This is a genomic window from Thermohalobaculum sediminis (assembly GCF_023487995.1).
Classification (GTDB): domain Bacteria; phylum Pseudomonadota; class Alphaproteobacteria; order Rhodobacterales; family Rhodobacteraceae; genus Thermohalobaculum; species Thermohalobaculum sediminis.
Genome location: NZ_JAMFKN010000005.1, coordinates 222227 through 237444 on the forward strand (window position 1 = coordinate 222227; position 15218 = coordinate 237444).

The 15218-nt window shown below is 68.5% G+C and carries 15 protein-coding genes; 10 read left to right on the plus strand and 5 right to left on the minus strand.

Translation table 11 applies throughout. From position 1 onward, the window contains the following. Positions 1–42 precede the first annotated feature (42 nt). On the plus strand, positions 43–870 hold the full coding sequence (locus tag M1105_RS12435; RefSeq protein WP_249580691.1) for a class I SAM-dependent methyltransferase: 828 nt from the start codon (positions 43–45) through the stop codon (positions 868–870). Positions 871–886: 16 nt separating this feature from the next. Further along, positions 887–2197, plus strand: coding sequence for an NAD-dependent dihydropyrimidine dehydrogenase subunit PreA (preA, locus tag M1105_RS12440; RefSeq protein WP_249580692.1), 1311 nt, complete (start codon positions 887–889; stop codon positions 2195–2197). 146 nt (positions 2198–2343) lie between these two features. On the opposite strand, the gene M1105_RS12445 is transcribed toward preA, so the two are convergent. The 3 genes from M1105_RS12445 to M1105_RS12455 all read right to left on the minus strand — a co-directional run bounded on the left by M1105_RS12445 (position 2344) and on the right by M1105_RS12455 (position 5971). After that, the gene (locus M1105_RS12445) at positions 2344–3663 is read right to left on the minus strand and encodes a ferredoxin reductase family protein (RefSeq protein WP_249580693.1); all 1320 of its coding nucleotides are present in this window, start codon (positions 3661–3663) and stop codon (positions 2344–2346) included. 190 nt (positions 3664–3853) lie between these two features. Next, positions 3854–5488: a BCCT family transporter gene (locus tag M1105_RS12450; protein WP_249580694.1), complete on the minus strand. Its 1635-nt coding sequence runs from the start codon at positions 5486–5488 to the stop codon at positions 3854–3856. Positions 5489–5557: 69 nt separating this feature from the next. Then, positions 5558–5971: a universal stress protein gene (locus M1105_RS12455; RefSeq protein ID WP_249580695.1), complete on the minus strand. Its 414-nt coding sequence runs from the start codon at positions 5969–5971 to the stop codon at positions 5558–5560. Positions 5972–6141: 170 nt separating this feature from the next. Here M1105_RS12455 and M1105_RS12460 point away from each other — a divergent pair, with 170 nt between their 5' ends. Beyond that, a complete protein-coding gene (locus tag M1105_RS12460) occupies positions 6142–7059 on the plus strand; it encodes a DMT family transporter (RefSeq protein WP_249580696.1) in 918 nt (305 codons plus the stop codon). Between the two features lie 6 nt (positions 7060–7065). On the opposite strand, the gene M1105_RS12465 is transcribed toward M1105_RS12460, so the two are convergent. After that, on the minus strand, positions 7066–7629 hold the full coding sequence (locus M1105_RS12465; RefSeq protein ID WP_249580788.1) for a TetR family transcriptional regulator C-terminal domain-containing protein: 564 nt from the start codon (positions 7627–7629) through the stop codon (positions 7066–7068). Between the two features lie 260 nt (positions 7630–7889). Here M1105_RS12465 and M1105_RS12470 point away from each other — a divergent pair, with 260 nt between their 5' ends. The 3 genes from M1105_RS12470 (at position 7890) to hydA (ending at position 11067) form a co-directional block, all read left to right on the plus strand. Continuing rightward, a complete protein-coding gene (locus tag M1105_RS12470; protein WP_249580697.1) occupies positions 7890–9140 on the plus strand; it encodes a Zn-dependent hydrolase in 1251 nt (416 codons plus the stop codon). Positions 9141–9209: 69 nt separating this feature from the next. Next, on the plus strand, positions 9210–9548 hold the full coding sequence (locus M1105_RS12475; RefSeq protein ID WP_249580698.1) for a GIY-YIG nuclease family protein: 339 nt from the start codon (positions 9210–9212) through the stop codon (positions 9546–9548). 58 nt (positions 9549–9606) lie between these two features. After that, positions 9607–11067 (plus strand): dihydropyrimidinase, encoded by a 1461-nt coding sequence (gene hydA, locus M1105_RS12480; protein ID WP_249580699.1) that lies wholly within the window; start codon positions 9607–9609, stop codon positions 11065–11067. A gap of 9 nt (positions 11068–11076) precedes the next feature. Here the strand turns inward: hydA and M1105_RS12485 are convergent, their stop codons facing one another. Next, a complete protein-coding gene (locus tag M1105_RS12485; RefSeq protein ID WP_249580700.1) occupies positions 11077–11487 on the minus strand; it encodes a cupin domain-containing protein in 411 nt (136 codons plus the stop codon). 41 nt (positions 11488–11528) lie between these two features. Here M1105_RS12485 and M1105_RS12490 point away from each other — a divergent pair, with 41 nt between their 5' ends. From M1105_RS12490 to M1105_RS12505, 4 genes are all read left to right on the plus strand, one after another. Further along, the gene (locus tag M1105_RS12490; RefSeq protein ID WP_249580789.1) at positions 11529–12335 is read left to right on the plus strand and encodes an ABC transporter ATP-binding protein; all 807 of its coding nucleotides are present in this window, start codon (positions 11529–11531) and stop codon (positions 12333–12335) included. Between the two features lie 21 nt (positions 12336–12356). Beyond that, positions 12357–13223, plus strand: coding sequence for an ABC transporter permease (locus tag M1105_RS12495; protein ID WP_249580790.1), 867 nt, complete (start codon positions 12357–12359; stop codon positions 13221–13223). A gap of 137 nt (positions 13224–13360) precedes the next feature. Then, the gene (locus M1105_RS12500) at positions 13361–14167 is read left to right on the plus strand and encodes an ABC transporter permease (RefSeq protein ID WP_249580791.1); all 807 of its coding nucleotides are present in this window, start codon (positions 13361–13363) and stop codon (positions 14165–14167) included. 29 nt (positions 14168–14196) lie between these two features. Continuing rightward, complete coding sequence (locus M1105_RS12505; protein ID WP_249580701.1) at positions 14197–15186, plus strand: ABC transporter substrate-binding protein; 990 nt, start codon at positions 14197–14199, stop codon at positions 15184–15186. Positions 15187–15218: the final 32 nt, after the last annotated feature.

The window sequence follows — 15218 nt, forward strand, 5'->3', positions numbered from 1 at the left end:
CTACTCTGCACGGGAGCGGGGCTGGCGGAGGAGAACACCGTCATGACCATAGAGAGCGCCGTTGCGGGCCACTACACGACCGGCGGGCTCACCGCCCGGATCCTGGATGCCCTGCGCGGGCAGGGGATCGACCCCGGCCGGCTGAAGCCCGAGCACCTCGATCCCGTCGGCGAGTTCCACATCGGCGGCATCCAGGCGACGCGCGAACTGGTCGGCCAGATCGCGCTCGGCCCGAAGGATCATGTCCTCGACATCGGCTCGGGCCTCGGCGGCACGGCGCGGTTCATCGCGGGATCGGCCGGCTGCCGCGTGACGGGCCTCGATCTCACGCCCGAATTCGTCGAGACGGCGCGCGCGCTGAGCGCGTTGGTCGGCATGACCGGCGCGACCGGCTTCGAGGTCGGAAGCGCCGTCGAGATGCCCTTTGCCGACGACAGTTTCGACGCCGCGACCCTGCTCCATGTCGGCATGAACATTCCCGACAAGGGGAGGCTGATGGCCGAGGCCGCGCGGGTCCTGCGGCCCGGCAGCCCGTTCGCCGTCTACGAGGTGATGCGAACCGGACCGGGCGAGCTCGCCTTTCCCGTGCCCTGGGCCGAAGGCCCGGAGACGTCCTTCCTTGGCTCGCCCGACCACTACCGCGACGCCGCCGAGGCCGCCGGCTTCAGGGTAGGCCAAGTGCGGGAGCGGCGGGCCTTCGCGCTCGACTTCTTCGCCGAGGTGCAGCGGCGCATGGTCGCCGGAGGGCCGCCTGCACTTGGCGTCCACCTCGTGATGGCGGGCAACCGGGCGGCGAAGGTGGCCAACATGATCGCGAACATCGAGGCCGGCCTGATCGCGCCCGTCGAGATGATCCTGCACGCCCCCTGACAGCGAGGTTCAGACCATGGCCGAAATCCGCAGCGACTTCGTGGGGATCAAGTCCCCGAACCCGTTCTGGCTGGCCTCGGCGCCGCCCACCGACAAGGAATACAACGTCCGCCGCGCCTATCAGGCCGGCTGGGGCGGGGTGGTGTGGAAGACGCTGGGGCTCGACCCGCATATCGTCAACGTCAACGGCCCGCGCTACGGCGTGGTCTATGGCGCCGACCGCCGGGTGCTGGGGCTCAACAACATCGAGCTCATCACCGACCGGCCGCTGCAGGTGAACCTCGACGAGATCAAGGCCGTCAAGCGCGACTGGCCCGACCGCGCGCTGGTCGTCTCGCTGATGGTGCCTTGCGAAGAACATTGCTGGACCGAGATCCTTGCCAAGGTCGAGGACACCGGCGCGGACGGGATCGAGCTCAATTTCGGCTGCCCGCACGGCATGTCGGAACGCGGCATGGGCTCGGCCGTGGGACAGGTGCCGGACTACATCGAGATGGTCACCCGCTGGTGCAAGGCCGCGACTCGAATGCCGGTGATCGTGAAGCTTACCCCCAACATCACAGATATCCGCTATCCCGCCCGCGCAGCGAAGAAGGGCGGTGCGGATGCGGTGAGCCTGATCAACACCGTCTCCTCGATCACGTCGGTCAACCTCGACACGTTCAGCCCCGAGCCCTCGATCGACGGCAAGGGGTCGCATGGCGGCTATTGCGGCCCGGCGGTCAAGCCCATCGCGCTCAACATGGTGGCCGACATCGCCCGCGATCCCGAGACGGCGGGCCTGCCGATCTCGGGCATCGGCGGCGTAACCACCTGGCGCGATGCCGCCGAGTTCATGGCGCTGGGCGCGGGCAACGTGCAGGTCTGCACCGCGGCCATGACCTACGGCTTCAAGGTGGTGCAGGAGATGATCTCGGGGCTGAAACTGTGGATGGACGACAAGGGCCACGCCGACCTTGCCGCCTTCACCGGGCGCGCGGTGCCGAACGTCACCGACTGGCAGTATCTCAACCTCAACTACGTCACCAAGGCGCGGATCGACCAGTCGGCCTGCATCCAGTGCGGCCGCTGCTTCGCCGCCTGCGAGGACACCTCGCACCAGGCGATCGCCATGCGCGTCGAGGGCGGGGGCCGCGTCTTCGAGGTGATCGACGCCGAATGCGTGGCCTGCAACCTGTGCGTCAATGTCTGCCCGGTCGAGAACTGCATCACCATGGAGCGCCTGCCCGCCGGCACGGTCGATCCGCGCACCGGACGGGTGGTCAGCGACCGGCACGAGGACTGGCGCACGCATCCCAACAACCCGGGGCGCGTGGCGGCGGAGTGATCCGCCAAGGCGCGCGCGGGCGCCGGATCGCGACGCGGGCGCCTTAGCCGCGCAGCGCGAAGGCCAGGAGCGCGGCCAGCCCGGCCGCGTTCAGGACCCAATAGACCGCAGACATCCTGCGGTGCCCCGAGAGCCTGCGCAGCCGCTCAGTCATACTGGAACCTCTCCACGAGGATGCGTCCTGGCGCGACGCCCAGCCCGATCAGCGCGTCCTCGACCGCGTCCATCATTGGTGGCGGCCCGCAGAGCACGTAGAGCCAGCCGTGCCGCGCCGGATCGGCGAAGACCTCGCGCATCAGCGCGGCATCGGCCATGCCGCGGCGGCCCTTCCAGCCCGGCGGAGGCTCCGAGAGCACATGGACGACCTCGCGCCCGGGCTGCGCCGCGAAGGCGTCGAGCTCGTCACGCGCGATGATCTGCGCCTCGATCCGGTTGCCATAGATCAGCACCGCCGGCCGATGATCACCGCCAAGCCGCATCTGGCGCATGATGCCGAGCAGGGGCGCGACGCCGATCCCGCCCGCGATCAGCGCGATACCGGGCTCGGCCCTGCCCTCGATCGTCAGCGTCCCGTGCGGCCCGTCGATATGGGCTGGCGTGCCGGGCGCGATCGTGCCGACAGTCGCGGTGAAGTCGCCAAGCTCCTTGATCAGGAACGACAGCGCCGGGCCCGATGCCGGCGCCGAGCCGATCGAGAACGGGTGCTCGGACAGCGAGAACGGGCTGTGCCCGAGGTTGAGCCAGACGAACTGCCCGGCCCGGTAGTCCAGCCCCGCATGGCCCTGCGGCTCGATCACGACCTCCCAGCTTTGCAGCGCTGCGGGGCGGACCGTTGCGACGCGCCACGGCGCGCGCATCTGCAGGACCGGCCGCAGCAGGTAGACATGCGCCAGCGTCAGCGCGGCAAGCGCGAACAAACCCGTCCACAGCCACGCGAGCGCCGGATCGGCGCTGTATCGCCCGGCCTCGAGCGTGTGGTGCAGGATCAGCCCGGAGACGATCAGGGCGCCGAGCCCGTGCATCAGGCGCCATGTCTCGTAGCGGTAGTCGATCCGGTCCCGGTTGATCGCGTGAAGCACCAGCACGAACAGCAGGAGCCAGCCGAGGATCCCGCTCCACAGCGCGCCGAAATCATGCGTCAGCGTCATCTGGCGTGTCGTGTCCCACGGATAGCGTGGGTTGAACGGCGCGCGGTAGAGGAAGGGATGCACCAGCGCCAGCACCAGCGCCGAACGTGCGAAGAGTTGGTGCAGCCGCATCGTCACGTCCATCCCGATCCGCCCCGACACGGCGCGGAAGCGGCCCGACATGACGAACTCGACCAGGATGACCGAGAATGCGAGCATGCCTGCGCCCGTGGCCAGCTCATCCCAGAACGATCGGGGCGGCCGGGCACCCGCCCAGGCGAGCGCAAGCGGCAACACCGCCACGCCGGCATAGAGGACGATCAGGAGGCGTGGGTCCATTTGCTTCCCTGCGGCTGCGAGGCCGGGATTTGACCGCCCGGGATCCTACGGACGCAGCCGGCGCCGGGCCACCGCAATCGGAGGACGCGAGGCGATCGGAAGCAGCGGGAAGTCAGGGGCGGAACCCCGCGCCGGTCCCGCCGGGACCGCCCCGCCCGTCCCCGGTCGCGCCGGCCCATTCCCCCGAGCCTCACCTCGGCTCGCTCGCCAACCCCTTGATGATCGCCCAGCACGCGAGCAGCAGCACGATGGCGAAGGGAAAGCCCGTCGAGACCGCCATCGCCTGCAATGCGCCGAGCCCGCCGCCCAGCAGCAGCGCGATCGCCACCAGCCCCTCGAACACGCACCAGAACACCCGCTGCGGCAAGGGCGCGTCGACCTTGCCGCCGGCGGTGATGGTGTCGATAACGAGGCTGCCGGAATCCGACGAGGTGACGAAGAACACGATCACCAGCACGATCCCGATGAAGGACGAGATCGCCGTGAGCGGCAGGCCGCCCAGCATCTCGAACAGCTTGAGCTCCAGGGGCGCGTCCTGCACGGCGGTGACGCCGTCGCTCAAGATCTGGCTGATCGCCGTGCCGCCGAAGGCCGTCATCCAAAGGACCGAGACCAGCGAGGGGATCAGCAGCACGCAGACGATGAACTCGCGCACCGTGCGCCCGCGGCTCACGCGCGCGATGAACATGCCGACGAAGGGCGACCACGAGATCCACCACGCCCAGTAGAACGAGGTCCAGCCCTGCGCGAAGTTGGTATCCTCGCGCCCGAACGGGTTCGAGAGCGCCGGCAGATATTCCGCATAGGCTACGAGGTTGGCGCCAAATCCCGTGAGGATCGCGAGCGTGGGCCCCGCGAGGATCACGAACACCAGCAGCAGCGCCGCCAGCACCATGTTGATTTCGGAGAGCCGCTTGACCCCCGCGTCGAGCCCCGCCACGACCGAGGTCAGCGCGACGGCTGTGATGGCGAGGATCAGGAACACCTTCGAGCCGTCCGAGACCGGCAGCCCGAACAGGAATTCCAGCCCCGCATTCGCCTGCTCCGCCCCGAAGCCCAGCGAGGTGGCAAGCCCGAACAGCGTCGCGAACACCGCCAGGATGTCGATGACATGGCCGGTCCAGCCCCAGACCCGCTCGCCGAAGATCGGGTAGAAGACCGAGCGGATCGTGAGCGGCAGCCCCTTGTTGTAGGAAAAGAGCGCGAGCGCCAACGCCACGACAGCATAGATCGCCCAGGGGTGCAGCCCCCAGTGGAAGATCGTGGCCGCCATGCCAAGCCGCCGCGCTTCCTCGGCATTGCCCGCGGCGGCGCCAAGCGGCGCCCAGTCGGTGCGCGCGCCGTCCTCGACGCTTACCCCGCCCATGGCCGTGCCGAAATGCGAGATCGGCTCGGCCACGCCGTAGAACATCAACCCGATGCCCATGCCGGCGGCGAACAGCATCGCGAACCAGCCGGGGTAGGAATAGTCGGGCACAGCCTCCTTCCCGCCGATCCTGACCGCGCCCCAGGGGCTCACGATCAGCACGAGGCAGAGCAGCACGAAGACATTGCCCGCGAGCAGGAAGAACCAGTCGAAGCTGCCCGTGAGCCATGCGCGCAGATCGTTGAACACCGGCTCGACGCTCTGCTGGAACGCGAGCGTCAGGAACACGAATGCGATGATGGTCAGACCCGAGATAAGGAAGACCGGGTTGTGGATGTCGAGCCCGAAGGGCCCGATCTGCGTCTGGATGTTGTCCTGACCGATCTCGTAGTCGGTCTCGATGATGTTGGCGGCGCCTTCCGGGGCGGGGATGCCCTGCGCGCCGATGTCGTCCGTCATGCTCGTCTCCCCTGGGATGCGTGACTGTTGCGGGCCGCCGGCGGGCCGGTGCCGGCGGCATCGGGGCGCTCAGCGCACGATCAGGACCGAAGCGCGCGCATGCGTCGCGATGGTGCCGCCATTCGACGGCCACAGGTGGTCCGCGATGTTCGGGATATGCGAGGCCATGACGACGAGGTCCGCCCTCGTCTCCTCGACCGCCCGCAGCAGTGTGGCGTCCAGATCCGTGGTGGGGTCGTGGCTCACGACCGCCCGGCTGCGGACCTGATGACCGTGACGTGCGGCTTCCGCCCTCGCGAAGTCATCGAGCTTCCTCGCGTATTCCTCGGGATTGTGCGCGATCTCGCTTGGCGTCGCGGCAGTAACTCCGACATAGGTCGCTGATATGCCATAATGATTTGCAAGATCTGCTGCCGTCCTGAGGGCCTTCTTCAGCTGCTCCGCATGGGTCAGGTCCACCGGTATCATTATGTGCGTATACACGTATCCACCTCGGCAATGCGCGATATTCGATCGAATTGGAGAGAGAAGGCTATCACGGCGGCGAAGTGGACGCAAAAACCCGGGCTCGCGCGGTGTCGGGTGGTGCGCGCGCGGGCTGTGCAGCGTGCCCGGCTTGCGCTACAGCGGTCCCGAGACGGGAGGGTTCGCGCATGAGGGATGACATCGCCGCCGCCGCACGGCCGCCTGCGGTCGCCATTCCCCGCGGCGCATGGGCCGCGCATGGCGCGATGCTGCTGTTCGCGGCGCTGATCTCGGTCTCGTTCTCGCTCGGCCAGCGCGCCGCGCCGCACATCGCGCCCGAGGCGCTGACCTTCGCACGCTTCCTGCTCGCCGCACTGGTGATCGGTGCCCTTGCCGCGCGCCGCCTCACGCCCGCGCACTTCGCGAGCCCCTGGCGCTACGGGGTCCTCGGCGGCCTGCTGGGCGGGTATTTCGTGCTGATGTTCGTGGCGCTGCGGCTGACCGACTCGGTCTCGACCTCGGCGGTCTTCACGCTGATCCCGGCGATGAGCGCGCTGTTCGGCTGGATCCTGCTGCGGGAGGTCACCACGCCGCGCATGGCGCTGAGCCTTTCGCTGGCCGGCATGGGCGCCGTCTGGGTGATCTTCCGTGCCGACATCGGCGCGATCCTCGGCTTCGACATCGGGGGGGGCGAGGCGATCTTCTTAGTGGGTTGCGCGATGCACGCCTTCTACACGCCCCTCGTGCGCCGGCTGAACCGGGGCGAGCCGGTGATCGTCTTCACCTTTGGCACGCTGATGGGCGGGCTCGTCGCCATCGGGCTGTGGGGGGCTCCGCAGACGCTGGCGACCGACTGGGCGGCGCTGCCGCCGGTGGTGTGGGCGGCGATCCTCTATCTCGGCATCTTCACCACGGCCGGAACCTTCTACCTGCTGCAGTTCGCCACGATGCGGCTCAAGTCCGGCACGGTGATGGCCTATGGCTATCTGGTGCCGTCCTTCGTGATCCTGCTGGAGGGCGTGTTCGCAGGGCAGTGGGTGGCCGCGCCCGTCTGGCTGGGGGTCGCCGCGACGGTGGGCGCGCTCATGCTGCTGCTGCGCGACTGAGCCGCCTCAGCGCGGCACGAGGCCGTCGAGGAACAGCCGTTCCAGGAACCGCGCCGCGTCGTGGAAGCGCCCTTCGCCCTCGTCGTCCAGAACCGCGCGCACCTGCACGTCGAAATCGGCATAATGCTGGGTCGTGGCCCAGATCGCGAAGATCAGATGCCGGGGGTCGTGCGCGACCAGCTTGCCTTCCGCGATCCAGCCCTCGATCACCGCGGCCTTCTCGTCCACCAGGCTCTTGAGCGGCCCGCGCAGCACCTCGCCGAGGAGCGGCGCGCCGCGCATGATCTCGCCCGCGAACAGCCGGCTCTCGCGCGGGTAGTCGCGGGCCATCTCCAGCTTGCGCCGGATGTAGCCGCGGATCTCGTGCGCCGGCTCGCCCTTCGGGTCCATTGCCCTGAGCGGGTCGAGCCAGGTCTCGAGCAGCCGCTCCAAGAGTGCGCGGTAGACTTCCTCCTTCCCGGGGAAATAGTAGAGCAGGTTGGGCTTCGACATGTCGGCGGCGTCGGCGATCTGGTCGATCGTGGCGCCGCGGAAGCCCTCGCGCGAGAAGACGTCGAGCGCGGCCTCCATGATGCGCCCGGCGTTCTCGCGCTGGATGCGGGTGCGCTTCGAGGTGCGCGCGGCGCGCGGCGCGCGTCCCGGCGCGTCGATCAGGCTGGCCTCGGGTGCTCGATGTTGCGCCACGCGCTGCCTCCCTCACGGGCATTCGGCCGCGCGGCGCGGCCCGGCGGCGGCCAGGCGCCCAAAATCGCGCTTGACCCCCTCACATGGCTTGATAGCGTCGATTTTACCAAGCGGTCAAGAACGGGCGGACAGGGGAGAGAGGGCTCATGGCGGCACCGGGCGAAAACCTCAGGATCGACGGCCATCGCCTCTGGGACAGCCTCATGGAGATGGCGAAGATCGGCCCCGGCATCGCCGGCGGCAACAACCGCCAGACCCTGACCGACGAGGATGCCGAGGGCCGCCGCCTGTTCCAGAAATGGTGCGAGGCCGAGGGGCTGACGGTCGCCGTCGACCAGATGGGAACCATGTTCGCCCGCCGCGAGGGCACCGATCCCGACGCGCTCCCGGTCTATGTGGGCTCGCATCTCGACACCCAGCCCACGGGCGGCAAGTATGACGGCGTGCTGGGCGTGCTGGGCGGGCTGGAGGTGATCCGCACCCTCAACCGGCTCGGCATCAAGACGCGCCACCCCATCGTCGTGACCAACTGGACGAACGAGGAAGGCACGCGCTTTGCCCCCGCGATGCTGGCCTCGGGGGTCTTCGCGGGCGTGATCGACCAGGACTGGGCCTATGCGCGCGAGGACGCCAAGGGCCTGCGCTTCGGCGACGAGCTCGCGCGCATCGGCTTCAAGGGCGACGAGCCCGTGGGCAATCGCCCGATGAAGGCGTTCTTCGAGCTCCACATCGAGCAGGGCCCGATCCTCGAGGAGGAGGGCAAGGATATCGGCGTCGTCACCCACGGCCAGGGCCTGCGCTGGATCCAGTGCACGGTGACGGGGAAGGAGAGCCACACCGGCTCGACGCCCATGCGGATGCGCCGCAATGCGGGCCGCGGCCTCGCGCAGATCACGGAACTGGTGCACGAGATCGCGATGAAGCACCAGCCGAACGCCGTGGGCGCCATCGGCCATATCGACGTCTACCCCAACTCGCGCAACATCATCCCCGGCCGCGTGGTCTTCACCATCGACTTCCGCAGCCACATCCTGCCGACGCTCGAGGCCATGGCGGCCGAGCTGATGGAGCGGGCGCCGAAGATCTGCGAGGGGCTTGGCCTCGGCTTCGAGAGCGAGATCGTCGGCCAGTTCGACCCGCCCGCCTTCGACGGGGCCTGCGTGAAGGCGATCCGCGAGGCGGCCGAGCGGCTGGGCTATTCCCACATGGACATCGTCTCGGGCGCGGGCCACGACGCCTGCTGGATCAACCGCGTGGCCCCGACTGCGATGGTGATGTGCCCTTGCGTCGATGGCCTCAGCCACAACGAGGCCGAGGAGATCACGCCCGAATGGGCCGAGAAGGGGGCGAATGTCCTGTTCCACGCGGTGGTCGAGACGGCGGAGATCGTGGAGTGAAAGCCGGCCGCTTCCCCTTCGCTGTCCCGGGCTTGACCCGGGCCCCCGGGGAATGGCGTGCCCCTAGCGATGGCCCGCAAAGGCGCGAGAGGAAGCCGGATCGCCGAAGGGAAGATCGGTTTGCCCTACTTTGTATATATCCTCGCTTCCCGGCCGCGCGGCGCCATCTATGTCGGCTCGACCAGCGATCTTCGCAAGCGCGTCGAGCAGCACTGGTCGAAGGCAGTGCCCGGGCACACGGCACGATACAACATTTACACCCTCGTCTGGTTCGAGATGCACGACACGCTCGAGGTGGCGTTGATGCGCGAGCACCGCATCAAGCGTTGGCGCCGGGGATGGAAAGACGAGATGATCGCGTCGCGAAACGTCGAATGGCGCGATATCTCCGATCAGATACCGCTCTGAAGGGCGGCGCGGGGCCCCGGGTCAAGCCCGGGGCTGCGAGCAACACGGGAGATACCCCATGACCAAAGTCATCAAGGGCGGCACCGTCGTCACCGCCGACCGGCAGTACAAGGCCGATGTCCTGATCGACGGCGAGACGATCCGCGAGATCGGCGAGAACCTCAAGGGCGACGAGACCATCGACGCCTCCGAGGCCTACGTCATTCCTGGCGGCATCGACCCGCACACCCACCTGGAAATGCCCTTCATGGGCACCACGGCGGCCGAGACCTTCGAGTCCGGCACCTGGGCGGCGGCGGCGGGCGGCACCACCATGCTGGTCGATTTTGTCCTGCCGGGCGAGGACGGCTCGCTCGTCAACGCCGTCAACGAATGGCACCGCAAGTCGCGCCCGCAGATCTGCTCGGACATTGGCTTCCACATGGCGATCACCGGCTGGAACCAGCGCATATGGGAGGAGATGGCCCAGGTCGTCGACATGGGCGTCAACTCCTTCAAGCACTTCATGGCCTACAAGGGCGCGCTGATGGTCGAGGACGACGAGATGTTCGCGTCCTTCCAGCGGTGCAAGGAACTGGGCGCACTGCCGATGGTCCATGCCGAGAACGGCGACATCGTGGCCGAGCTGCAGAAGAAATACCTCGCGCAAGGCATCACCGGGCCCGAGGGTCACGCCTACTCCCGCCCGCCCGAGGTCGAGGGCGAGGCCGCCAACCGCGCCATCATGATCGCCGATGCCGCGGGCACGCCGCTCTACATCGTCCATGTCAGTTGCGAGCAGGCGCACGAGGCGATCCGCCGCGCGCGCCAGAAGGGGATGCGGGTCTATGGCGAGCCGCTGATCCAGTTCCTGACGCTCGACGAGAGCGAGTATTTCAACAAGGACTGGGAGCACGCGGCCCGGCGCGTCATGTCGCCCCCGTTCCGCAACAAGGAGCATCAGGCGAGCCTCTGGGCCGGCCTCGCCGCGGGCTCGCTGCAGGTGGTGGCGACCGACCACGCGGCCTTCACCACGGCGCAGAAGCACATGGGCGACGGCGACTTCACCCGCATCCCGAACGGCACCGGGGGCCTCGAGGAACGGCTCGGCGTGCTCTGGACCGAAGGGGTGGACACCGGGCGGCTGACGCCCGAGGAATTCGTCGCCGCCACCTCGACAAACATCGCAAAGATCCTGAACATCTACCCGAAGAAGGGCGCGCTGGTGCCGGGGGCGGATGCCGATGTCGTGGTCTGGGACCCCTCGATCCACAAGACCATCTCGGCCAGCACGCAGAAATCCGTCCTCGACTACAACGTGTTCGAGGGCCGCAAGGTCACCGCCCAGCCGCGCTATACCCTCAGCCGCGGCGAGGTGATCTTCGCCTGGGGCCAGAACAGCCAGCCCCAGCCCGGCCGCGGCCGCTTCGTGCCCCGCCCGCCGTTCCACTCGGCGAACCGGGCGCTGTCGAAGTGGAAGGAGCTGAATTCCCCGCGCAGGATCGAGCGCGATCCCCTCAACATTCCGTCGGGGGTGTGAGTGCGCGCCTCAAGGGATCTTGCCGTCCAGATGGGGCAGCAGCACCACGCTCTCCTGCTCGTTGGGGTCGGTGCGCGCGATCACCGCGGTCGCGGGCCGGTCGGTGCGGTTCATTGGCAGATGCGGCACGCCCGCGGGAATGTAGAGCATCTCGCCCTCGCGCAGCACGATGTGCCGGGCGAGGCCGTCGCCGTAATACATCTCGGTCTCGCCCGACAGCATGTAGATCGCGGTCTCGTGCGCCTCGTGCAGATGCGCCTTCGCCCGCGCGCCGGGCGGCATGGTCAGGAGATGCATGCACAGCCCCGCCGATCCCGCGCTTTCCGCCGAGATCCCGGCGAGGTAGGTCAGGCCCTGCCTGCCGGCATAATTGGCATCGGGGCGGATGACGCGGCAGTCGGGCTTCGTCACGTCAGACATGGATGTTCTCCCGCATGACCGCAGCGGCTTCGAACTTGGATATGGGCGATGTTCCGGCCACGGCAAGCGCGGCCCCGGTGATCGAGGCGAAGGCGTTGGGCCTGACCTTCCAGACCGCCGACGGCCCGGTGCAGGCGCTCACGGGCGTGGACCTGACCATCGGGCGCGGCGATTTCGTCTCGTTCATCGGCCCCTCGGGCTGCGGCAAGACCACCTTCCTGCGCGTGGTGGCCGATCTGGAACAGCCGACCGAAGGCGCAATCACCGTGAACGGCGTGAGCCCCCGCGAGGCCCGGCTCGCCCGCGCCTATGGCTACGTCTTTCAGGCCGCAGGGCTCTATCCGTGGCGCACCATCGGCGCCAATGTGCGCCTGCCGCTCGAAATCATGGGCTATTCCAAGGCCGAGCAGGCCGAGCGGGTCGCACGCGTGCTGGATCTGGTCGAGCTTTCGGGTTTCGAGAAGAAATTCCCGTGGCAACTCTCGGGCGGCATGCAGCAGCGCGCCTCGATCGCCCGTGCGCTGGCCTTCGATGCCGACATCCTCTTGATGGACGAGCCCTTCGGCGCGCTCGACGAGATCGTGCGCGACCGGCTGAACGAGGAGGTGTTGCGCCTCTGGGCCAAGACGCAGAAGACCGTCTGCTTCGTCACCCACTCGATCCCCGAGGCGGTCTATCTCTCGACCCGCATCGTCGTGATGAGCCCCCGCCCGGGGCGCGTCACCGACGTGATCGACTCGACGCTGCCCCGCGAGCGCCCGCTCGAGATCCGCGAGACGCCCGAGTTCCTCGCGATCGCCCACCGCGTGCGCGAGGGGCTGCGGGCCGGGCACAGCTATGACGTCTGAGGGGCGCGCCCGGTGAGCCGCATCCTGCATCACGCGGCCCCCGTCGCCACGGTCGTCGCGATCATCCTCGCGCTCTGGTATCTCGGCGCGGTCGTGCTCAACGCCCCCTGGGTGCGGGATCAGGCGGCCCGCGCCGGGCAGGAGGTCACGCTCGCCGAGCTGATCCCCGCCACCATGGCGCAGGAACGCCCGGTGCTGCCCGCCCCCCATCAGGTGGCCATCGAGATCTGGCAGACCACGGTCGAGAAATCCGTGACCTCGAAGCGCAGCCTCGTCTACCACGGCTGGATCACGCTCTCCGCGACGCTGCTCGGCTTCGTCATGGGCACCGTGCTGGGCATGGCGCTGGCCATCGGCATCATCCACAACCGCGCGATGGACATGAGCGTGATGCCCTGGGTGATTGCGTCCCAGACCATCCCGATCCTCGCGATCGCGCCGATGATCATCGTGGTGCTGAACGCGGTCGGGCTCAGCGGCCTCATCCCCAAGGCGATGATCTCGACGTATCTGAGCTTCTTTCCCGTGGTCGTCGGCATGACCAAGGGGCTGCGCTCGCCCGACGCGCTGCAGCTCGATCTGATGACCACCTACTCCGCGAGCGGTGCGCAGGTGTTCTGGAAGCTGCGCTTCCCGGCCTCGCTGCCCTACCTCTTCACCTCGATGAAGGTGGCGGTGGCGGCCTCCCTCGTCGGCGCCATCGTGGGCGAGCTGCCAACCGGCGCCGTCGCGGGGCTGGGGGCGCGGCTTCTGGCGGGCAGCTATTACGGCCAGACGATCCAGATCTGGGCGGCGCTGTTTGCCGCGGCTTTCCTCGCGGCGGGACTTGTGGCGGCGGTCGGGCTCGCCAAGGGGGTCGTGGACCGGCGGATGGGGGCGCGGGCATGAGCGGGATCGTGCAGGCGCTGATGGCCGCGCCGCTCGCGCTGATCCTTGCCGTCACGGCGCTGCGCGCGCTTCCCGAGGCGGGCGAGCGTTCGGGGCTTGCCGCGGGGCTCGGGCTCGCGGCGGCCCTCGCGGCATGGATGATGAACGAGCGGCTCGCACGCACCGACCCCGCGCCGCGGGCCGTGCGCATCGCCGTGCCGCTCGTCTTCGGTCTCACGCTCATCCTGGTGTGGGAGGTGATGACGCGGGCCTTCGCGGTGCCCGCCGTGCTGCTGCCGCCCCCCTCGATGATCTGGGAGCGGCTGACGGGCTCGACCGCGATCCTCTGGGCCGATTTTCGCCAGACGTATCTGAAGGGCGCGCTGATCGGCTACGGGCTCGGCTGCGGTGCGGCGTTCCTGACCGCCATCGCCATCGACCGCTCGCCCTTCCTGCAACGGGGGCTGCTGCCCGTCGGCAATCTCGTGGCCGCGCTGCCGATCATCGGCATCGCGCCGATCATGGTGATGTGGTTCGGCTTCGACTGGCCCTCGAAGGCCGCGGTCGTGGTGGTGATGTGCTTCTTCCCGATGCTGGTAAACACGGTCGAGGGGCTGAAGGCCGCCGACCGGATGCAGGCGGACCTGATGCGCACCTGGGCGGCGTCCTACTGGCAGACGATGTTCCGCCTGCGCCTTCCTGCCGCCGCGCCCTTCATCTTCAACGGGCTCAAGATCTGCTCGACCCTTGCGCTGATCGGGGCAATCGTGGCGGAGTTCTTCGGCACGCCCGTGGTGGGCATGGGCTTCCGCATCTCGACCGAGGTGGGTCGGATGAACATCGACATGGTCTGGGCCTCGATCGCGGTGGCGGCGCTGGCGGGCTCGGCCTCCTACGGCGCCGTGGTGCTGATCGAGCGCGCGGTGACCTTCTGGCACCCCTCGGTCCGGGGCTCGGGCCGGTAACGAAAAGGTTCACGACAGGGAGAACCACGATGAGAAAGGTGATCGGACTGGCGCTGGCGGGCGCACTGGCGATGGCTTCGGGGGCGGCGAGCGCGGCCGACAAGGTCACGCTCCAGCTCAAATGGGTGACCCAGGCCCAGTTCGCCGGCTACTACGTCGCCAAGGACAAGGGCTTCTACGAGGCGGAAGGCCTCGACGTCGAGATCAAGCCCGGCGGGCCCGACATCGCGCCCGCGCAGGTGCTGGCCGGCGGCGGCGCCGACGTGATCATCGACTGGATGCCCTCGGCGCTGGCGACCCGCGAGAAGGGGCTGCCGGTGGTCAACATCGCCCAGCCCTTCAAGTCCTCGGGCATGATGCTGACCTGCCTCAAGGAGTCGGGCGTGACCGGCCGCGGCGACTTCCCCGGTCGCACGCTGGGCGTCTGGTTCTTCGGCAACGAGTATCCGTTCCTCAGCTGGATGGCGAAGCTGGGCATCCCGACCGACGGCTCGGCGGGCGGCGTGACGGTGCTGAAGCAGGGCTTCAACGTCGATCCGCTGCTGCAGAAGCAGGCCGACTGCATCTCGACCATGACCTACAACGAGTACTGGCAGGTGATCGACGCGGGCATCGCGCCCGAGGACCTGATCGTCTTCAAGTACGAGGACCAGGGGGTCGCGACGCTCGAGGACGGCATCTACGTGCTCGAGGACAAGCTGAAGGACGAGGCGTTCCGCGACCGCATGGTCCGCTTCGTGCGTGCCTCGATGAAGGGCTGGAAATGGGCCGAGGAGAACCCTGACGACGCCGCCGAGATCGTGCTCGAGAACGACGCGACCGGCGCCCAGACCGAGAAGCACCAGAAGCGCATGATGGGCGAGATCGCCAAGCTCACCGCGGGCTCGGACGGCACCCTCGATGTGGCCGATTACGAGCGCACGGTGGCGACGCTGCTCGGCGGCGGCTCGGACCCGGTGATCACCAAGGCGCCAGAGGGCGCATGGACGCACGAGATCACGGACGCCGCGCTGAAGTGACCAGACATCGCGCGCCCCGGCCGCAAGGCCGG